This window comes from Croceivirga lutea, from assembly GCF_014235875.1.
In the GTDB taxonomy this organism is placed as follows: domain Bacteria; phylum Bacteroidota; class Bacteroidia; order Flavobacteriales; family Flavobacteriaceae; genus Croceivirga; species Croceivirga lutea.
The window spans coordinates 427,116-447,081 of record NZ_JACJUK010000003.1 but is presented as its reverse complement, the minus strand read 5'-3'; the positions used below and the strand labels follow the sequence as shown (position 1 = coordinate 447,081).

The following is a 19,966-nucleotide window of genomic DNA, read 5'->3' as shown; positions in this document are numbered from 1 at the left end:
TTTTAAAGTTACCTTTGCGCCAATGGCCATAAAAATCAAAGAAACAACTAGAGCACAAGAGTCTACAAATGCAATAGAACGTTTGTATATAACCATGAGACACCTGCTAAATAGAGGGTTTTATAAACCATCTGGTGTTTCTGGAAAAGCTTTACGCAATGCTCTATTGGTATTGAGACCAGAAATTTATGGTTCTGTAGCCGAAGATAAATCTGAATTAAACGGGCTAATCTATGTTCTCGAAAGATTACCAGAGGGTATTGAACAGTGCAGATACATTAATCTAACATCCGATGAGGGTTTTTCTAAATCGCATATTAAACCCATTATTCCACCCAAAAGAAGGCGCAATTGTTATCGTATCGATGAGGAACAAATGAATATTGAGATAACAAGAGGAAGGTCAGATATTTATGACATTTTAACGCATCTTACTTTTTTGTTTATTGAATCCAACAAGATTAGTAACCGAGTTTTAATTGAAGAGTCACAAAGTACCATACGTGATTGGGTAAAATTAGAGGAGTTTGTTGAAAGTGAGGAAAAAACGGATGAGGAAAGAGAAGTAGCTCTTATTCATTTAGCCAACATTATGGGGCGTTCTTTTGAGGAGGTCACAGATTTGCATCAAAGATTGTTTACTAAAGAAAATCCAGATAGATTTTTAAAAGTTATTTATTGGTTGGGTAAATTAGCTATTGAAGAAGAAACCACCGGTAATAAACGAACCATAACTTTTAGTCCATTACTAAGAGAACGTTTAGGTCACCACATTCATGGAGAAAAATGGGCTAACACCATAAAGAATTCACTTTTTGAAAATGATTTAATTCATAGACCAATTCACATTATTAGTGCAAATATGCACAGTGTTATGAATTCACTTTTTGCACAACGAGCACTAGAAAATGAATTAAAAAATAAAAGCGAATTACAAATTTATGAGGCCCTTAGTGCACCTGGTAATGGGCATCTACGTAAAAAAGTAGAACAATGGGCGCAAAAAAACGGAATGGTATTTATTGACGACACCTCCGGAGCTAATATCGACATTCAAATTTTTGATACTGACAAAATTGAAGATGGTAACTGCAGGTTTACAGCAATCCAAGAAAATGCCGAAGGACACAAACCTGTTATATTTGTTATGGATTATGCTTTTGGAGAGCAAGCATATGAAACTATAGATGAACTTTTAAAACCTTATGTACGAGAAGGAAAAAAGTATTTCTTAGATGTTTGTTCTATTTCTATAATGGGTAAAGCTGGTATTTTAGAAGGAGGAAAAGGTGATTTAATGATTCCTACAGCGCATATATTTGAAGGTACAGCTGATAATTATCCATTCGAGAATGAACTAAAAGCTACTGATTTTTCAGGCAATGGATTAAAAACACTTGAGGGAACTATGGTAACAGTTTTAGGAACATCATTACAAAACAAAGACATTCTAAGGTTTTTCTACGAATCAACATGGAATGTTATTGGTTTAGAGATGGAAGGAGTGCATTATCAAAAAGCCATTCAATCAGCCTCAAAAGTTAGAAAAAGCATTAATAAAGACGTAAAGGTTAGATACGCTTATTATGCTTCTGACAACCCTTTAGAAACAGGAAGTACGTTGGCTTCTGGCGGACTTGGAACTACAGGAGTAAAACCTACATACTTAATCACTCAAAAGATTCTAGAACAAATTTTTAAAACTAGCTAAACCAATGGCAGAACAACCTAAAAATTCGTCAAACGATGAAATGGATTTGGCTCAATTATTTGAATTGATAGCTCGAGGCTTTCAAAAGTTATTCAATTTTATTGGGTCTATTTTTAAGGGTTTATTTAATCTACTAATTCTTTTATTACTTTTTATCCAAAAGAATTTTATAGTCTTAACCGCAGCCATACTAATTGGTGGCGTTATGGGTTATGTATTAGATTCGCTCAAAGCAGAAAAATACATATCTAGAATGGTTGTTGAACCTAATTTTAATAGTGTTCAGCAGTTATATAATAACATAGATTTTTATAATGATTTAGCAAAGGCAAACGACTCCGTAGCTTTAGCAGAAGCGCTTGAAATTTCCGTTCCAGACGCCTCAACTGTCAAAAAGATTTTTGTTGACTCCTATTCTGATGAAAACCAGAAAATAAAGTTGTTTGATGATTTTGTAAGAGACTTAGATACCTCAACGGTTAAGGCAATAGATTTAGAATCTTACTTGAGAAATTTTAATTCGTTAGACGCACGTTTTCATCAGGTAACACTTATTAGCACAAATAGTTTTGTAGCCAAAAAAGCCCAGCCTGCAATTGTAAAATCAATTTCAAGCAATGATTATTTTAAGCTTCAGAAAAAAATAAATGATGAGAACATACTCTTACAAGACACCATTATTCAAAATCAATTGAAAGAGATAGACTCGTTACAGCAACTTTATAAGACTGTTTTAGTCAAAGAGGCGGATAAACCCATGCAAGGAACAAATATAAATCTTGCTGAAAGCGGAGAATCCAATAATAAAGAGCTGGCATTAGTACAGGAGCGAGAAATCTTAAAAAACCGTTTGGTACGGTTGAATCAAGAAAAAGCAAATAAGTCGTCTATTTTAAATGTAATTAGCGATTTTCCAAGGAGAGGGGTTAAGGTAAAGGGTATTTTGAATAGTTATAAATTTTTAGTTCCACTTATTTTATTGGGATTAACCTTACTGTTTTTAGGAGGTAAAGGCTTGAATAATTTTTTGAAAAGGTATGGCAAACAAGACTAAAAAAATATTAATAACTGGTGGTGCTGGCTTTATTGGGTCTCATGTTGTAAGACAGTTTGTAACTAAATATCCTGATTACAAAATCATCAACTTAGATGCACTAACCTACGCCGGAAATTTGGAAAACCTTGTAGATGTCGCAGAATTTGATAATTACGAATTTGTTAAGGGAGACATTGTAAATTCTGGCTTCGTTAATGAACTTTTTGCTAAAGAATGTTTTGACGGAGTCATTCACTTGGCTGCTGAATCACATGTAGATCGTTCTATTACCAATCCAAACGCATTTGTAAACACAAATGTTATCGGTACGGTTAATTTGTTAAATGCAGCAATTGAAACAGCCAAAAAAAATGCCGATTTCAGATTTTATCACGTAAGTACAGATGAGGTTTATGGTACTCTAGGTGACACGGGGTTATTCACAGAGCAAACTGCATACAGTCCAAATTCTCCTTACTCGGCATCTAAGGCCGCATCTGATCATTTTGTACGTGCTTATGGTGAAACTTATGGCTTAGACTTTGTTATTTCTAATTGTTCTAACAACTATGGGCCGAATCATTTTCCAGAAAAGTTAATACCGTTATTCATTAATAATATTATTACAAAAAAACCTTTGCCAGTATATGGTAAAGGAGAGAATACTCGAGACTGGTTGTTTGTAGTTGATCATGCACGTGCAATAGATGAAATTTACCACCGAGGAAATAGCAAGAATACTTACAATGTCGGAGGACTTAATGAATGGAAAAATATAGATTTGGTAAGATTGCTATGTGATTTAATGGATGAAAAATTAAATCGAAAAAAAGGGGAGTCTTCAGAATTAATAAGCTTTGTTAAGGATAGACCAGGGCACGATTTACGTTATGCCATTGATGCTAAAAAACTGACCACTGAACTCAATTGGAAACCTTCTGTAACATTTGAAGAAGGACTCAGTAAAACTATAGATTGGTATTTAGAAAATACAGCTTGGCTAGAACACGTAACTTCTGGTGAATATAGAGAGTACTATAGAAAACAATACGCGATTTAATTTTTATGAAAGGAATAATCTTAGCAGGGGGTTCAGGAACTAGACTTCATCCGTTAACCTTATCTGTGAGCAAACAATTAATGCCAGTATATGATAAGCCGATGATATATTATCCGCTATCTACATTAATATATTCTGGTATCAGAGAAATATTAATAATTTCAACACCACAAGATTTACCTCTTTTCAAAAATTTATTGGGAGATGGTTCCAAATTAGGTTGTTCCTTTGAGTATGCAGTACAAGATGCACCTAATGGTTTAGCAGAAGCATTTATTATTGGTGCAGACTTTATTGGGACTGAAAAGGTTGCTTTAATTTTAGGCGACAACATTTTTTACGGCACAGGACTTTCAAAACTTTTACAAGCTAATAACGACCCTGATGGAGGAATCATCTATGCCTATCAAGTAGGTGACCCAGAACGTTACGGCGTTGTTGAGTTTAATAGCGAGGGTAAAGCAATTAGTATTGAAGAAAAGCCAGAAAACCCAAAATCTAATTATGCAGTTCCGGGAATATATTTTTATGATAATAAGGTGGTAGAAATTGCCAAAAATATTGAACCTAGCAAACGTGGGGAACTGGAAATAACTGATGTCAATAGAGTTTACCTGGCAAAAGGTAAATTAAATGTTAGTATTTTAGATAGGGGAACCGCTTGGTTAGATACGGGAACGTTTAAATCATTAATGCAGGCCTCTCAATTTGTTGAGGTGATAGAAGAAAGACAAGGCTTAAAAATAGGGGCGCCTGAAGTAGCGGCATTTGAAATGGGTTTTATAAGTGAAAAACATTTTAAAAGTTTAGCAGAACCTTTACTTAAAAGTGGATACGGAAAAAACTTGATGGCATTAATTAATTAATATGGTTGCTAGAGAAACAAAATTAAAAGGCTGTTTTATCTTGGAACCGCGTGTTTTTAAAGATGAACGCGGCTATTTTTTTGAGAGCTTTAATCAAAAGACTTTTGAAGAAGCTATTGGAAAAAAAGTAAATTTTGTTCAAGACAATCAGTCATACTCAACAAAAGGAGTTTTAAGGGGACTTCATTTTCAAAAAGGTGAATACGCCCAAGCAAAGTTAGTTCGAGTGTTATCAGGTAAAGTATTAGATGTGGCAGTAGATATTAGAAAAGGTTCTAAAACTTACGGTGAACACGTAGCAGTTGAATTATCTGCAGACAATAAGAAACAATTATTTATTCCTCGTGGGTTTGCTCATGGTTTTGTGGTGCTTAGCGATGATGCACACTTCTTTTATAAGTGTGATAATTTCTATAATAGCAGTGCTGAATCTGGTATTTTGTTTAATGACACGGAATTAGATATTGATTGGAAGTTTACGCATGAAGAGCTTATATTATCCCAAAAAGATTTAGAATTGCCTAGTTTAAAAATGTATATGTCGGCAATAAAGGTTAACCAATGATATTGTAACATTGAAAGAAGAAAATTCTCAATTACGAAAACATTTAAAGCCCACACTAAGCCATAAGCTAAGAAGACTTTACCATAAGAATAGACTAGGCTTCTTGGGAAAAAATGTGTTCATAGATAAAGATGTTTCTTTGTTGAGGTACCCTAATAATATTGCAATTGATAATGAGGTAGTATTAAAAAAAGGTGCAAACATATGTGCATGCAATTCAGATGCGAAAATTGCTATAGGTAACAGAACTACCATTGGCTTTTATACCTTTATTTATGCTTCAACGAATATTTCAATTGGGAACGACTGTCTTATAGCGCCTTTTGTATACATAGTGGATAGTGACCATTCTATTGAAAAAAGCGTAAGAATTAACCAACAAAAAAATAAAACAGCGCCAATTGTTATAAATGATGATGTTTGGATTTCAACAGGGGCTAAAATCCTCAAAGGGGTTACCATTGGCAGAGGAGCAGTAATTGCCGCAGGAGCTATAGTAACAAGTGATGTTCCAGAATATACAATATATGGGGGAATTCCCGCTAAAAAAATAAGCGAAAGAAAATGATTGGTATAATCGTTTTATGTAGATACAGCTCCTCTAGGCTTCCAGGTAAAATTTTAAAACCACTTAATGGAAAGCCAATTTTACAGTATATAATAGAAAGATTAGAGAAGCTTAACCATAATATACCAGTTGTTATTTGCACGTCTAACGAACCTTCAGATGATATTATTGAAGACTATTGCAAAACCAATAATCTAGAAATTTTTAGGGGGCACTTAGAAAATGTTGCACAACGTTTTTTAGATTGCTCTAAAGCACATAATTTTTCTAGCAGTGTGCGTATAAATGGAGATAATGTGTTCTTAGATTACGAACTAATAAAATCAATGATAATAACACATCAATCATCTCATAGTCTATTTACTTCTAATGTAAAAAATAGAACTTTTCCTAAGGGCATGAGCGTTGAAATTGTTGATGTTAATTATTATCAGAATAGCATCAACTATTTTAAGGAAGAAGACAAAGAACACGTGATGACGTACTTTTATAGAAAAGAAAATAAAAGGCACAATTTCATTTATAACAGCGAGGACTATGGTAAGACTTTAAACTTTGCTATAGATACCCCGCAGGATTTTAATAATGCTAGTGCTGTAATAGAACTAATGAAAGATTCGCATGTGAATTATAAAATGAAAGAAATCATACAACTATATAATCAAGTTTATGAAAAAAAGTAATTGGGAAGGTAAGAATGGGCCCTTATTGATTGCCGAAATTGGAGGAAATCACGAAGGAGATTTTGAATACGCAAAAAAACTAACACAATTAGCAATTGAGGCCAACGTTGATTTTATAAAATATCAATTATATTCTGGTGATACGCTAGTTAGTAAGTTAGAATCACCTCAAAGAAATAAGCATTTTAAAAAATTTGAACTTTCAAAAGAGCAATATGTTGAACTAGCGGAAATTTGTAATAAGAATAACGTAGGTTTTATGGCTTCTGTTTGGGATCCAGAATACGTGGAATGGATAGATAAATACATGCCAATATATAAAATTGGGTCTGGGGATTTAACGGCTTATCCAATGCTTAAGAAATTTACCGAACTTCAAAAGCCAATAATAGTTTCTACGGGATTGTCAACTTTTAAAGAGGTAGAAGATGCTGTAAAATATATTCAGTCACAAGACGAACTTTACAAAAATTCTGAATATTTAAGTGTATTACAATGTACATCTATGTACCCTATCCCTTTTACTGATGCCAACTTAAATGTTATGACAGAATTTGGCAATAAGATAGGCTTGCCTATTGGATATTCTGACCATACAGAAGGAAGTTATGCTTTAGAAATAGCCGTTGCAATGGGAGCTCAAATTTTAGAGTTTCATTTTACAGATTCTAGAGAAAATAAAGAATTTAGAGATCATAAAGTTTCGCTAACAAGAGATGAAGTTTTGCATTTAATTGAAAAAATAAAATTGATTGATAAATTAAAAGGTGATAAAGAAAAGAAACCTTTACCAATAGAAGGCGACCACCCTACTACCTTCAGAAGAGCGGTTTATCCCATTAAAGATTTGAAAAAAGGAACTGTTATCACTGAAAAAGACATTACAGTTTTAAGACCTAACCACGGTATAGATGCAAGAGAATATGACAATCTGTTAGGAAAGAAATTAAGAGTTGATGTAAAAGAACATCAGAAATTATCTTGGGAATTATTTGATTAAATAACAATGCTTGCTTTTTTACTTCCTTGGTATTATAAGAATTACCCGAGACTTTTGGGCCTAGTGGTAAAACTATTATTTGCTTCTAAACGTATTAAAGTTGGTAAAAACTTTACATGTGACTCATTTCCAAAATTACAGGTAGATAGTACGGCAAGCTTAGTTATTGGTGATAACGTTCAATTTAGAAGGAATGTTGAAATTAGATGTCATGGAAATTCCAAAATCAAAATTGGAAACAATTGTAGAATAGATAGAGGTGTTCGCATATTAAGTGCTAATGAGAGTAAGATAGAACTCCAAAATGAATGTAGAATTGGTTTATATTCTGTTTTTAACGGTGGTGATAGTATAACTCTTGGTAAAAATACACTTGTATCAGGGTATGTTTATCTTCAAACAAGTATGCATAAGTATGATGGTGTTGGGGCAATTGCAAATCAAGGGTATAGTCATGCTCCAATAAGTTTAGGTAAAGACTGTTGGTTAGGTACGCATGCCATTATTTTTCCAGGGGTAAACTTAGAAAATGGTTGTGTAGTTGGCAGTAGCTCTGTGGTTAATAAATCGTTTTCAGAAAAGTCAATAATTGCTGGAATACCAGGTAAATTAATTAAAACAAGAACCTAATGGATTCAAGAAATATTTTGGTTACAGTTTATATAACTAACTATAATTATGGCAAATACATTAAAAGAGCCATAGAAAGTGTACTCAACCAGACCTTGAAAAACATTCAGCTAATTATCATAGATGATGGATCCACTGATAATTCAAAAGAAATAATAGAAGAATATGCAAACGAATCAGTAGTCTCAATAATATATCAGAGAAATAAGGGACTAAACATAACTAACAATGTTGCTTTGAAAGCTGCAAAAGGTAAATATATTGTTCGTCTTGATGCTGATGATTTCTTTGAGCCTACGGCATTAGAAGAGATGTCTTCCGTTTTAGAAAAAAACCCAGACATTGGACTTGTTTTTCCTGATTATTATTTAGTTGATCCAGATGAAAATGTATTGTCTGAAGTTAAGAGACATGACTTTGATAATGAAGTTACCATTTTAGACCAACCTGCACACGGGGCATGTACAATGATAAGAGTAGACTCTCTAAATACAGTTGGCGGTTATGATGAAAGTTATACTTGTCAAGATGGATATGAGCTCTGGGTTAAGTTTGTTTCAAAATTTAAGGTTACAAACATTAATAAGTCGTTATTTTCTTACAGGAGACATAATAATAATTTAACCAATAATGAAGATAGAATACTTTCGACAAGGTCTAAAATAAAAGATGCCTTTGTACATAAAGAAGAACTGCATCTACCTAATGTTGTCGGGATAATACCTGTTAGGGCTAATTATAATTTATCTCTTGAAAAATTTGGAGAATCAACGTTTTTAGGTCATAAAATTCAAACATTAGTTGACGCAAATAAAATTAAAAAAGTACTTGTAGTTTCTAGTGATGATGATGTTGAGCAATATGTTGCCTTAAATTTTGCTAATACAGTTGAATTTGTAAAAAGACCAAAGAGATTAGAAAGAATGAATGTTGGTTTATTTGATACCCTAAAGTTTTTAATCAATGAAGATTATGTTAATGAAACAGATGCTGTTCTTTTTGCCTCGTTAAACTACCCCAATGTTTTAAGTGAATCTTTGAATGATGCTATAAATACTTTAGCAATTTTTAAAGCAGACTCATTATTAAGTGTTCGCTCAGAAGAAAACAAGTTTTTTAGACACACAGGAGAAGGTATGCGAACAATTTTACAGCAAGACAAGTTTACAAAATTAGAAAGAGAGGCCTTGTATAAATACACTGGAGGCATTATGCTCACTAATATAAAAACTGCTCTGGAGAAAGGCAAAATAGTTCATGGCAACGTAGGTCATATCGTTATTGGAGAAAAGGCAGCATTAAATGCCGATTCAAAATTTGAACGTATGATGTGCCAAATCCTATTAGAAAAAGAAAAGATTGAGACGGTTAATTAGTAGTGATAACAGAACGGGTGTTTATAACCTAATTTTTCGCGTTCTAACAATAGCGGCAAAATTTGTTTTGTCCATCCTAATAGTAAAAGAGCTTAGTGTTGCTGATTATGGAGTTTTCGGAATTTTTCAAACTACAATTACTCTATCTATTTATCTATTAGGGTTTGATTTTTATACGTACAATACTCGTGAAATCTTAAAAGTAAATCAAAAATCTGTCGCTGATTGCTTAATGAATCAATTGCTTTTTCATGGGGTTATCTATGTAATTGTGCTACCCATTCTATTAGGAGTATTTTTTTTTAATGTAATTGATATTGAGTACCTCTCCTTATTCTATTTAATTTTAATAACTGAACATATATCACAAGAAGTTTATAGGTTTTTAATTGTATTAAAAAAATCAGTGGCAGCTTCATTTATATTATTTGTAAGGAGTGGACTTTGGATATTTACATTGGCTATTTATTGGTTCATAAAACTAGAAAAATCAAGCCTTTCAGTGGTTTTGGTTTTTTGGTTTCTTGGAGCGTTACTTTCTATTTTAATTGCAATAAAATATTTGCCAAAAATTTCATCCTTTTCAATTGATTACGGATGGATAAAAAAGGGGATTAAAGTAGCTGCTCCATTTTTTGTTGCTACAATTCTTTATAAAATAATGGAGTTTAGTGGACGGTATTTTTTAGATTATTGGAGCACAAAAGCAATTGTTGGAGTTTTTACATTTTATGCGAGTATAGCTAACACTATTTTTGTTTTTGTACAGGCAATGGTATTGGTTGTGATGTCTCCTTTACTTATTGAAGCTGCTCAAAACAACCAAAAGGAACTATTTGATAATCGATTTCGCAAATTCAAAAAAAAGACCGTCACTTTTACTTTAATAGCAATGCTAGGTAGTATGTTATTAATTTATCCATTTATATATTTTCTAGATAATCAACTTTTACTCAATAATATTTACATCTATTTTTTCTTAGCATTTGCTACTAGCATATTCTGTATTTCTTATTTGCCGCACTATAAGCTATATGTTTTTGACAAAGACAAAGCTTTATTAATCAGCGCTGCAATAGGTGCAACTCTAAACCTCATTTTTAATTTTGTTTTAGTACCTAGACTCGGAATATTCGGAGCCGTAATTTCACAAATAATTGGGATGACAACACTACTTTTATCAAAACAATACTTTTTAATAAAAGAAAAATTATGAGTAATGGCACTAAAAATATATTCATTGCTCACACCCCTCTTCAGAATTTAGTAGCAATTAATATTGTAAATCAGTTTTTTAAAGATGAACAATATCATAACACCCTAATTTCTTCAGTGCCCTGTAAAACAAAAAACGTCTTTAACACTGTAAGAACTATTCGAAAGAACAACAATTTAAAATTACTTTGGGACACTTATTCTGCTAAAATATACATAGATAAAAGTGTAAAAACTCAAGCTTGTTCTTTTTTTATTTCTCATACCTCAGGACTTTTGGATAACTATATTTTTTATGAATTAGCTAATAACAATACTTCCCTTGAGGTTAATTTCTTTTATGATGGAATATTATATTTCTATGAGTATAAAGAACCTTTTAAAAAAATTCACGATACGCGCAAAAAGATTGGAAAATGGTTGGGCATTTCTTATAAGTTTATACCAAAAATATTTCCTTACAACTCCTCTGAAATTAAGGCTATTTACACAGTATTGCCAAAATTTACATTGGGGGCAAAAAACAAATTGGTTAAAGTAGCAATGCAAGCTAATACGTATGAACCAAACAAAAGAAGCGCGTTAATTTTAGGCGGCAAACCATCTTTGCTTACTAATGATGAGGTAAAAGACATTTACAGACAAATGATTTCAATTATGACCGAGCAAGGTTTTGAAATTGTATTTTTTAAAGGACATCACGCAGATAAATCATCAAATTTCGAGCGCGTGGTCGGCGCTAATTTTACCTATAAAGACATTACTCAAAACAATCCAATAGAAGAGGTTATAGAAACTTATAAGCCAACACATATATACTCTTATCCATCAACAGCGTTAGTGAATCTAAAAGCTATGTATGGCGATAAAATTGATATAAATGCTTTTTATATTGAAGATAAAAAGTCAGATATTGATTACATGACACCTATTTTTGAAGAACTTAAAATCAATTTTCAACTTTTATAAAATTCCCATTGCTATGAATTTAAAAATCTATCAATTGTGCTTAGTAGCTTTGCTCATTTTTTCAGCATGTAAAAACAGCGCTAGAAAAGATGAAAATGGAACAGAAGCTGGTTCTCTTTCAGAAGAGATTGACTTGGAAGATAGGCTAATTGTTCGGATGAACATGTTAGTGCCAGAGGACGATAACTTTGAAATTTATTTTAGGCAAAAGGACGAGAAATTTCATTCAGACTTTAAGATTGCTAAAAATGTTGTTGGCTCTGCGCAAGCTCAAGATGTGGAATTTGTATTTGACATCTTAGACTTTCCATCTCATTTAAGAATTGATTTTGGTAGAAATACAAACCAAGGTCAAATGAAACTTAATAGTCTAGTTTTTCAATATAATGACAATGTTCATGAATTTACTACAGAGGAACTTAATAAATATTTTATTCCAAACGCCGGTATGATAGTTGATTTTGAGTTTGGAAATATTACCACCAAAAAGGTTAATGAAAAGTACAACCCATACTTGAACTCTAATAATATTTCTTACTTTGTAAATAAGCTAATTCTTTTTTAAGAATCAATACTTTATAAATGACAGAAAATAGGGCGATAACTATACTTTCTATAGTTGGATTGTTTTGTATTTATTTGCTGGACTTTTTCACCCTGTTTTTCTCTAAAAACGGAAATGTTTTCTTCTTTGAAATTGGCAATTTAACCATTCCTAGTCTGGTATTATTTATTCTGGTTTTAATTATAGGTACGGTTAATACTAGGGCTTATTTTTTGCTGCTTTTTTTTGTTTTATTGGCTTTTCCATCACCTATTGACGATATTTTTCCTAGTGTTCCAATAACCTCTTTGACAGACCGTAAACAAGTATTATTTCCGTTCATCACTCGCATTGACATTTATCTTTGGCTAGGAATTATAAAAGGAGCTATAAACCATGGTTTTAAGATTAAAGATTTTCGATTGAATACCATTTTAAAATTTCTATTACTACTTTTTCCATTTGTTATTTTAGTTAATCTTTTTCAATCCGAAAATCTGTGGTATGCAAACCTAATTTTAACGTACTCTTTCCAATATAGATACCTTATTTTAGTACTCATTCTAATAAGCTATTTTGATCTAAAACAGTATCAAAAACAGTTAATTTATGGGCTGTTGTTTAGTTTGGTCTTTCTATTAATTGAGGCTACTGTAAACACCTACATGATAAAGTCTCCAAGGTTGTTAAGTGGAAGTTTATCATTAAATACTTTTGCCAATATTTCTGCAGCAATTGGACTTTATTTTTTCTATCTACTTCGATTTGGCTTGGTAAAAAAGACTTTAGGTCTAATTGTTATGTTGCTTTCCTTATTTATTGTTATTAAAACAGGAACGCGCAGTGCATTAATTTTATATTTTCTTGCTTACTTATTAATCTATTTATTTTCAAATAAAAAACAACTTATATTAAATACTATAAAAATTGGGTTTGCTGTTGTAATAATAGTTGGTCTATATGTTTTAGGGTCTGACAAAAACTATGTTCCTGAACGGTATGCTTATGCTACAATTGTAGAAAGAATAACAATAAATTATGAAGGCACTTTGCTTTCTGAAAAAATTCAAATTGCTATTTCTAAAGAAACTAATTCTCTTAGAACTAGATTAGATTTGTTTGATACTTCTATTCAAATGGCATCAAAAAATCCTATTTCTGGTGTTGGTCCTGGGTTGTGGAATCTTTTAAAAAACGAATACAAACCAAAAGGAAAGTTTCCAAATGTGCTTCTAGATTCTCATAATGATTATTTGGCCATGGTAGCACAATATGGATTTATTTTAACTATTTTTCTCTCATTATTTGTGTTTTATACCCCTTTCAAAAATTTTCATAAAATCAAGGGTAAATTAGAACCAATACACTTTCTTTTTGTCATAAACTTTGCCATGGGAATAGCTGCTTGGTCTAACGCAGGGTTTTTTAAACACCAAATTGCTGCGGTTTTAGTATTTTCATCTTGTTGTTTACTAAACTTATCTAAAGTCCAAAATGAAGCAAATTTCTAATTATGCTAATGCTGTTATATTAATTGCAATTGCCTCATTTTTCTTTGGAATAGCAATTTCATCTATTTCATTTGTATTGGTTACGCTATGTATGTTTTTAATGTTCGGAAACGCGATTAAAAAGAAAAATCTAAGAGTAAGCCTCTCGAATCTTCTAATATTACTATTGCTCTTTTTTGGATATATATTAATAAGAGAATCATTTTTTGGTTTTGAAAATCTGAAGAATGTTGGATTAAAATACCTACCTTTTTTAGTGTTTCCTTTATTTTTTTGCTTACTTAATGTTTCTTCAGAGCTTAAAAGAAATATTGCAACAGCATACATTTTTTCTGCGTTGCTAAGTGCTTTTGTAAATGGTGCATTTGCTATTTATAGAGGGGCTATACTACCAGAAAAAGTAAATCTATGGTACTTTACGTATAATTTTTTAGCCGAACCTTTTAGCTTACAACCTATCTATTTAGCACTTTTTTATGTGTTTGCGTTACTATTAATCGTTGATAGATTAAAAACCAAGAAGTATTATTGGTTAATCTTTGGGTTTTTATTAGCAAACCTATTTTTACTTTCAGCTCGAAATGCCATAATCACGGCATTAGTCTTAATTCCGATTTATCTGTTGGTAAACAATCAATTCTCAAAAAAAATAGTTGCTGGTTTTTTGGTTATGGTAGTAGCAACTTTTGCAATAGCCATACAAACACCAGTTGTAAAAAATAGAATAACTAGGGCTACTAAAAAGGGTAATTTTTTCTCGGGAACTAGCTTACGTTATAATATTTGGGCTAGCGCTGTAGAAGCCTCTAATAACAATTTAGTATTTGGTTCTGGTAAACATCAGGGGCGTGTTTTACTAGTTAACGAATTTAAAAAGCGAAACCTAAAAACACCTGTTAAATATGATTACCACGCTCACAATCAATTTTTGGCTTTTTTGATTGAATATGGACTGGTAGGTCTATTTTTATTTGTTGTATTAGTAACTCAATTGGGATATGTTTTTCTAAAAAGGAGGGAGTTTTTGGGCTTTTTCTGGCTGTTGATGATATTATTTGCATTTATAACAGAGTCCATTTTAACTAGGCAGTGGGGTATAATTTATTTTGCATTATTCGCAAGCTTATTCTGGAATACAGCAATAGCCAAACAAGTAATAGCTAAAAACAATTAGCTAAATAAATCTTGGTTCTCTTAATTATACTCATATTTGTGCCCATTAGAAAAGTTTTGATATATAATCATTAATCAAATAATGAAATTAGCTATACTTGGAACAAGAGGTATACCCAATTTTCATGGGGGCTTTGAACAGTTTGCCGAATATTTTTCAGTACACATGGCTAAATGTGGTCATCAAGTTTATGTTTATAATTCGCATTCACATCCTTATCAAGAAAAGGTTTTTGAAGGGGTGCATATAATTCACCAAAAAGATCCTGAAGAAAGCATAGGCACTTTTGGTCAATTTCTATATGACTTTAATTGTATTAAAGACGCCAGAAGTCAGGGTTTTGATGTAATTCTACAATTAGGATATACTAGCAGTTCAATCTGGGGAAAATTTTTACCTAAACAAAGTGTAATAGTTACTAACATGGATGGCCTAGAATGGAAAAGGTCCAAATACTCGAAACCAGTTCAGAAGTTTTTAAAAGTTGCAGAAAAACTTGCCGTTAATAGTAGTGATTTTTTGGTTTCAGACTCTATAGGTATTCAAGATTATATAAAAGAAAAATACGGTTGGGATTCTAAATATATTGCCTACGGGGCTAATCTTTTTAATAATCCTGATAAAAATGTGCTTAGAGAATATGATTTGAGAGAATATGAATACAACATGTTAATAGCACGGCTGGAACCAGAAAATAATATTGAAGTAATTTTAGATGGTGTAGCTTCTTCTGAGAATGGTAAACCTTTTATAGTTATAGGTAAACACGAAACAAAGTTTGGTGAATTTTTAAAACAAAAATTTAAAAAGGTTGATAGAATTAAGTTTTTAGGAGGTATCTATAACCAAAATCATTTGGATAATCTTCGATACTATTCCAATTTATATTTTCATGGACATTCAGTAGGAGGCACTAACCCTTCGCTTTTAGAAGCAATGGCCTCTAACGCTTTTATTATTGCTAATGATAATGTGTTTAATAAAAGTATTTTGGGTGAAGATGCTTTATATTTTAAAGACGCTAATGATGTGAGCAACGTGTTAGAACTGAGTAAAAAAGAATATCTTGTGTTTACTAATGCAAATAGAGATAAAGTTGCTTCACTATATTCTTGGAATCATATTAATAAGGAATACGAGCATTACTTATCTAAGTGTTTAGAAGAATCAAAATAAGAAAAGCGTAGACTTAATTTATGTTTTTTAAACGTCACAGATATTCAAACTTAATCACTCCATTTTCTTACATTATTGACCTTTTGGTTATTAATTTATTTCCTTATGTAATTGAATTAAATTTATTTGAACCCATTCTTTTTCATGTTTATATTTCAATATGTTGGATAATACTTTCTGTTAAAAACGAGTTTTACGAGATTCATCGATATTCTAAAGTCTTAATAATATTTAGAAAGTCATTTACTCAATTCGTTTTTTTCTTTTTAATTCTTTACGCTTTCATTGGCTTTTTTAAGCAACCACGTATGAGTCGTTTAGACTTAGGCCAATATTTTTTATTAGTAACGGTTACTATATCTGCTTTAAAATTTGCTAATTATATTCTTTTAATGACGTATCGTCAAAGAATAAAAGGAAATCTTAGAAATGTAGTTGTTATAGGCAAGAATAAGAAGACGGATCAATTGATAAAGGTTTTCCAAGAACGTAGCGAATTTGGATACAACTTTTTAAAACAGTTTTCACCCAAAGCTCTAGGCTTTGAAATGGAACGTTGTTTTAGTTTTATAATTGACAACAAAGTTGATGAAGTGTATTGTTCTACCTCAGAGTTAAAAAATGAAGAAATTACACAATTTGTAAACTTTGCTGATAACAATCTTATCACTTTAAAATTTATACCGGACAACAAGAATATTTTTGCAAAAAAATTAAAGTTTGAGTACTACGACTATATTCCAGTTCTTTCACTAAGAGATATTCCTTTACATAATCCTATTAACGCATTTGCAAAACGTAGTTTTGACATTATTTTTTCTTTAATTGTCATCATTGGCTTGCTATCTTGGTTGACACCTATATTGGCACTTATTATCACCTTAGAATCTAAAGGCCCCGTGTTCTTTAGACAAACCCGAAACGGAATAGACAATAGAGAATTTTACTGCTATAAGTTTAGATCTATGGCCCCAAATAGTAATGCTGATGCAATCATGGCAACTAAAAATGATATGCGTATTACCAAAGTGGGTAAATTTATTCGTAAGACAAGCATTGATGAACTACCTCAGTTTTATAATGTATTATTTGGCACTATGTCTGTCGTTGGCCCCAGACCACATATGGTAAAACAAACGTCTCAGTTTTCTGAAAAAATTGATAAATACATGGTGCGCCATTTTGTTAAGCCTGGTATTACTGGGTTAGCTCAGGTAAGAGGATATAGAGGTGAAATTGAGCAACCATCAGACATTCAAAACAGAACAAAATTTGATGTTTTTTATATTGAAAACTGGTCACTCTTTCTAGATATTAAAATAATTGCTCAAACCGTTATAAATGCCATTCAAGGTGAGTCTAAAGCGTATTGATTTATGAAAAGAACTTTAATTACAGGAGCTGCAGGCTTTCTAGGGTCACACTTATGTGATAGATTTATAGCAGAGGGCCACCATGTCATTGGAATGGATAATCTAATTACAGGTGATTTAAAAAATATAGCACATTTATTTCCTTTAGAACGATTTGAGTTTCATCATCATGATGTGTCAAACTTTGTACATTTAGAAGGTAAGCTCGACTATATACTCCACTTTGCATCTCCTGCAAGTCCTATTGATTATTTAAAAATACCCATTGAAACTCTTAAGGTAGGATCTCTGGGAACACTTAATTTACTTGGATTAGCTAAAGAAAAAGGCTCTCGTATACTAGTTGCCTCAACTTCTGAAGTTTACGGTGACCCCTTAGTGCATCCACAGAATGAAGATTATTATGGTAATGTTAGTCCTATAGGGCCTAGAGGGGTTTATGATGAAGCAAAACGCTTTATGGAGTCAATAACCATGGCTTATCACAGACATCATGGTTTAGACACTCGTATTGTGCGTATTTTTAATACCTACGGCTCTAGAATGCGTTTGAATGACGGTAGAGTAGTGCCAGCTTTTATGGGGCAAGCATTAAGAGGAGAAGATTTAACCGTATTTGGTGATGGTTCTCAAACACGTTCATTTACGTATATAGACGATCAAATAGAGGGTATTTATAGGTTGTTAATGAGTGATTATGTAGAACCCATAAATATTGGTAATCCAGATGAAACTACAATCTTAGAGTTTGCAGAAGAAATCATTCAACTTACAGGTACAAATCAAAAAATTATTTTTAAAGAACTTCCGCAAGATGATCCACTGCAAAGACAACCTGATATTACTAGAGCCAAAGAAATTTTAAATTGGGAACCTAGGGTGCACCGTAGAGATGGTCTGCAAAAGGTTTTTGAATATTTTAAATCATTATCTCCAGAAGAACTTCAAAAGAAGGAACATAGAGATTTTTCTTCAAAGCAGTAAAGTGTATTTTTGCCAAAATTTATGGCATGAACATACTTATCATTGGCTCTGGTGGAAGAGAGCATACCCTAGCTTGGAAAATAAAACAAAGCCCAAAAACAACAACTGTATTTGTTGCGCCTGGTAATGCAGGCACTGCTGAACTGGCTACGAATTTACCTATTGGAGTTTCAGATTTTGATGCCATAAAAAAAGCGGTTTTACAACATCAAATAAAGATGGTTATCGTAGGTCCTGAGGTTCCTTTAGTTGAGGGTATTGCTGACTTTTTCGAAAACGATGATCAACTAAACCATGTTCTTGTAATAGGTCCTAAAAAACATGGAGCTACTTTAGAAGGCAGTAAAGATTTTGCTAAAGAATTTATGGCAAAGCATAATATTCCCACAGCAAAATATCAAAGTTTTACAGCAGAACAATTGGAACAAGGTTATGCCTTTTTAGATAAAATGAAAGCACCTTATGTATTAAAAGCAGATGGTTTAGCTGCCGGTAAAGGAGTTTTAATTTTAGATGACCTCAAAGAAGCTAAGTTAGAATTAAAAGCAATGTTGGTTGATTCTAAATTTGGGTCAGCAAGTACAACTGTTGTTGTTGAAGAATTCTTGTCGGGTATAGAATTGAGCTGTTTTGTGTTAACAAATGGTGAGCAATACAAAATTCTACCTTTTGCAAAAGATTACAAGCGTATTGGCGAAGGTGACACGGGATTAAATACCGGTGGTATGGGCGCAATTTCACCTGTTCCTTTTGTAGATAAAGACTTTGCTAATAAAATTGAAGAAAAGGTTGTAAAACCTACGATAGAAGGTTTAAAAAAGGATAATATTCAATTCAACGGTTTTATTTTTATAGGTCTTATCAATGTAGATGGGGAACCTTTAGTTATAGAATATAACGTTAGAATGGGTGATCCAGAAACTGAGGTTGTTTTTCCAAGAATCAAAAACGATGTCGTAGCACTTTTTGAAGCCGTAGGTAATGGCACATTAGATAGCATTGCCTTAGAAATAGAGCCCAAAACGGCTTCAACGGTTATTGCAGTTTCTGGCGGGTACCCAGAAGCTTATGAAAAAGGAAAAGTAATTACTGGTCTAGAATCTGTAGAAGAAACATTAGTGTTTCATGCTGGAACCAAAACTAATAATAACTCCATAGAAACTAATGGGGGTAGGGTACTGGCTTTTACTTCATTTGGTAATAATCACCAAGAAGCATTAGAAAAATCATATCAAAACCTTCAAAAAATTAACTTTGAAGGAATGAACTATCGAAAAGATATTGGTTTCGATTTATAAATAAGAATGAGAGGTAATACTTTTATCCTCTTCATTATTATCATTGAAGATTTTTAACTGTCCCATCCAGAAAACAAAAGCAACAAAGCCAATGATTACGAAAATCCAGTTAATTGCATTTGATGCCCACCAGTTTTCTAAAAATCTAAAGAAATCATAAGGGGCAAATAAGAAATTTACAAATAGGTCTTCAATACCGTAAAAGAATTTACTCATGAGTAAGTATA

Annotated in this window: 20 protein-coding genes; 19 read left to right on the top strand and 1 reads right to left on the bottom strand. The window is 32.1% G+C overall.

Annotated features, from left to right (window positions below):
- The first annotated feature begins 22 nt into the window (after positions 1-22).
- The 19 genes from H5V42_RS08305 (at position 23) to purD (ending at position 19,739) form a co-directional block, all read left to right on the top strand.
- Entirely contained in the window at positions 23-1,711 is a 1,689-nt protein-coding gene (locus tag H5V42_RS08305) for a DUF6909 family protein (RefSeq protein WP_185782675.1), read from the top strand.
- Positions 1,712-1,715: 4 nt separating this feature from the next.
- Positions 1,716-2,765, top strand: coding sequence for a hypothetical protein (locus tag H5V42_RS08300; RefSeq protein WP_185782674.1), 1,050 nt, complete (start codon positions 1,716-1,718; stop codon positions 2,763-2,765).
- Positions 2,749-3,807, top strand: coding sequence for a dTDP-glucose 4,6-dehydratase (gene rfbB / locus H5V42_RS08295; protein WP_185782673.1), 1,059 nt, complete (start codon positions 2,749-2,751; stop codon positions 3,805-3,807). The genes H5V42_RS08300 and rfbB overlap by 17 nt, the downstream gene beginning before the upstream one ends.
- A gap of 5 nt (positions 3,808-3,812) precedes the next feature.
- Positions 3,813-4,673 (top strand): glucose-1-phosphate thymidylyltransferase RfbA, encoded by an 861-nt coding sequence (rfbA, locus tag H5V42_RS08290; RefSeq protein WP_185782672.1) that lies wholly within the window; start codon positions 3,813-3,815, stop codon positions 4,671-4,673.
- A gap of 1 nt (position 4,674) precedes the next feature.
- Positions 4,675-5,238, top strand: coding sequence for a dTDP-4-dehydrorhamnose 3,5-epimerase (gene rfbC, locus H5V42_RS08285; RefSeq protein WP_185782671.1), 564 nt, complete (start codon positions 4,675-4,677; stop codon positions 5,236-5,238).
- Positions 5,239-5,353: 115 nt separating this feature from the next.
- Positions 5,354-5,806: an acyltransferase gene (locus H5V42_RS15300; protein WP_313792139.1), complete on the top strand. Its 453-nt coding sequence runs from the start codon at positions 5,354-5,356 to the stop codon at positions 5,804-5,806.
- Positions 5,803-6,489, top strand: a complete 687-nt coding sequence (locus H5V42_RS08275; protein ID WP_185782669.1) for a cytidylyltransferase domain-containing protein — start codon at positions 5,803-5,805, stop codon at positions 6,487-6,489. Before H5V42_RS15300 ends, H5V42_RS08275 begins: the two co-directional genes overlap by 4 nt.
- Complete coding sequence (locus H5V42_RS08270) at positions 6,476-7,489, top strand: N-acetylneuraminate synthase family protein (protein WP_185782668.1); 1,014 nt, start codon at positions 6,476-6,478, stop codon at positions 7,487-7,489. The genes H5V42_RS08275 and H5V42_RS08270 overlap by 14 nt, the downstream gene beginning before the upstream one ends.
- A gap of 6 nt (positions 7,490-7,495) precedes the next feature.
- Positions 7,496-8,119 carry an acyltransferase gene (locus H5V42_RS08265; RefSeq protein ID WP_185782667.1) on the top strand — a complete coding sequence of 208 codons (624 nt, stop codon included), beginning with the start codon at positions 7,496-7,498 and terminating at the stop codon, positions 8,117-8,119.
- Positions 8,119-9,495, top strand: coding sequence for a glycosyltransferase (locus tag H5V42_RS08260; protein ID WP_185782666.1), 1,377 nt, complete (start codon positions 8,119-8,121; stop codon positions 9,493-9,495). The genes H5V42_RS08265 and H5V42_RS08260 overlap by 1 nt, the downstream gene beginning before the upstream one ends.
- Before the next feature lie 67 nt (positions 9,496-9,562).
- Positions 9,563-10,711: a polysaccharide biosynthesis C-terminal domain-containing protein gene (locus tag H5V42_RS08255; RefSeq protein ID WP_185782665.1), complete on the top strand. Its 1,149-nt coding sequence runs from the start codon at positions 9,563-9,565 to the stop codon at positions 10,709-10,711.
- A complete protein-coding gene (locus H5V42_RS08250) occupies positions 10,708-11,679 on the top strand; it encodes a polysialyltransferase family glycosyltransferase (RefSeq protein ID WP_185782664.1) in 972 nt (323 codons plus the stop codon). Before H5V42_RS08255 ends, H5V42_RS08250 begins: the two co-directional genes overlap by 4 nt.
- A gap of 13 nt (positions 11,680-11,692) precedes the next feature.
- The gene (locus H5V42_RS08245; protein WP_185782663.1) at positions 11,693-12,244 is read left to right on the top strand and encodes a hypothetical protein; all 552 of its coding nucleotides are present in this window, start codon (positions 11,693-11,695) and stop codon (positions 12,242-12,244) included.
- A 17-nt stretch (positions 12,245-12,261) separates the two neighbouring features.
- Positions 12,262-13,734 carry an O-antigen ligase family protein gene (locus tag H5V42_RS08240; protein ID WP_185782662.1) on the top strand — a complete coding sequence of 491 codons (1,473 nt, stop codon included), beginning with the start codon at positions 12,262-12,264 and terminating at the stop codon, positions 13,732-13,734.
- Entirely contained in the window at positions 13,718-14,908 is a 1,191-nt protein-coding gene (locus H5V42_RS08235; protein ID WP_185782661.1) for an O-antigen ligase family protein, read from the top strand. Before H5V42_RS08240 ends, H5V42_RS08235 begins: the two co-directional genes overlap by 17 nt.
- Positions 14,909-14,989: 81 nt before the next feature.
- A complete protein-coding gene (locus H5V42_RS08230; protein ID WP_185782660.1) occupies positions 14,990-16,084 on the top strand; it encodes a DUF1972 domain-containing protein in 1,095 nt (364 codons plus the stop codon).
- A 20-nt stretch (positions 16,085-16,104) separates the two neighbouring features.
- Positions 16,105-17,457, top strand: a complete 1,353-nt coding sequence (locus tag H5V42_RS08225) for an exopolysaccharide biosynthesis polyprenyl glycosylphosphotransferase (RefSeq protein ID WP_185782659.1) — start codon at positions 16,105-16,107, stop codon at positions 17,455-17,457.
- Positions 17,458-17,460: 3 nt separating this feature from the next.
- Positions 17,461-18,441 (top strand): UDP-glucuronic acid decarboxylase family protein, encoded by a 981-nt coding sequence (locus H5V42_RS08220; RefSeq protein WP_185782658.1) that lies wholly within the window; start codon positions 17,461-17,463, stop codon positions 18,439-18,441.
- 26 nt (positions 18,442-18,467) lie between these two features.
- A complete protein-coding gene (gene purD, locus H5V42_RS08215; protein ID WP_185782657.1) occupies positions 18,468-19,739 on the top strand; it encodes a phosphoribosylamine--glycine ligase in 1,272 nt (423 codons plus the stop codon).
- Here the strand turns inward: purD and H5V42_RS08210 are convergent.
- Entirely contained in the window at positions 19,734-19,955 is a 222-nt protein-coding gene (locus tag H5V42_RS08210) for a DUF6341 family protein (protein WP_185782656.1), read from the bottom strand. The genes purD and H5V42_RS08210 overlap by 6 nt on opposite strands.
- Positions 19,956-19,966: the final 11 nt, after the last annotated feature.

Bases quoted from the DNA above. Each gene is read 5' to 3' on its own strand.
- H5V42_RS08305 (WP_185782675.1), top strand. From the start codon at position 23: ATGGCCATAAAAATCAAAGAAACAACTAGAGCACAAGAGTCTACAAAT.
- H5V42_RS08300 (WP_185782674.1), top strand. From the start codon at position 1,716: ATGGCAGAACAACCTAAAAATTCGTCAAACGATGAAATGGATTTGGCT.
- rfbB (WP_185782673.1), top strand. From the start codon at position 2,749: ATGGCAAACAAGACTAAAAAAATATTAATAACTGGTGGTGCTGGCTTT.
- rfbA (WP_185782672.1), top strand. From the start codon at position 3,813: ATGAAAGGAATAATCTTAGCAGGGGGTTCAGGAACTAGACTTCATCCG.
- rfbC (WP_185782671.1), top strand. From the start codon at position 4,675: ATGGTTGCTAGAGAAACAAAATTAAAAGGCTGTTTTATCTTGGAACCG.
- H5V42_RS08275 (WP_185782669.1), top strand. From the start codon at position 5,803: ATGATTGGTATAATCGTTTTATGTAGATACAGCTCCTCTAGGCTTCCA.
- H5V42_RS08270 (WP_185782668.1), top strand. From the start codon at position 6,476: ATGAAAAAAAGTAATTGGGAAGGTAAGAATGGGCCCTTATTGATTGCC.
- H5V42_RS08265 (WP_185782667.1), top strand. From the start codon at position 7,496: ATGCTTGCTTTTTTACTTCCTTGGTATTATAAGAATTACCCGAGACTT.
- H5V42_RS08260 (WP_185782666.1), top strand. From the start codon at position 8,119: ATGGATTCAAGAAATATTTTGGTTACAGTTTATATAACTAACTATAAT.
- H5V42_RS08250 (WP_185782664.1), top strand. From the start codon at position 10,708: ATGAGTAATGGCACTAAAAATATATTCATTGCTCACACCCCTCTTCAG.
- H5V42_RS08245 (WP_185782663.1), top strand. From the start codon at position 11,693: ATGAATTTAAAAATCTATCAATTGTGCTTAGTAGCTTTGCTCATTTTT.
- H5V42_RS08240 (WP_185782662.1), top strand. From the start codon at position 12,262: ATGACAGAAAATAGGGCGATAACTATACTTTCTATAGTTGGATTGTTT.
- H5V42_RS08235 (WP_185782661.1), top strand. From the start codon at position 13,718: ATGAAGCAAATTTCTAATTATGCTAATGCTGTTATATTAATTGCAATT.
- H5V42_RS08230 (WP_185782660.1), top strand. From the start codon at position 14,990: ATGAAATTAGCTATACTTGGAACAAGAGGTATACCCAATTTTCATGGG.
- H5V42_RS08225 (WP_185782659.1), top strand. From the start codon at position 16,105: ATGTTTTTTAAACGTCACAGATATTCAAACTTAATCACTCCATTTTCT.
- H5V42_RS08220 (WP_185782658.1), top strand. From the start codon at position 17,461: ATGAAAAGAACTTTAATTACAGGAGCTGCAGGCTTTCTAGGGTCACAC.
- purD (WP_185782657.1), top strand. From the start codon at position 18,468: ATGAACATACTTATCATTGGCTCTGGTGGAAGAGAGCATACCCTAGCT.
- H5V42_RS08210 (WP_185782656.1), bottom strand. From the start codon at position 19,955: ATGAGTAAATTCTTTTACGGTATTGAAGACCTATTTGTAAATTTCTTA.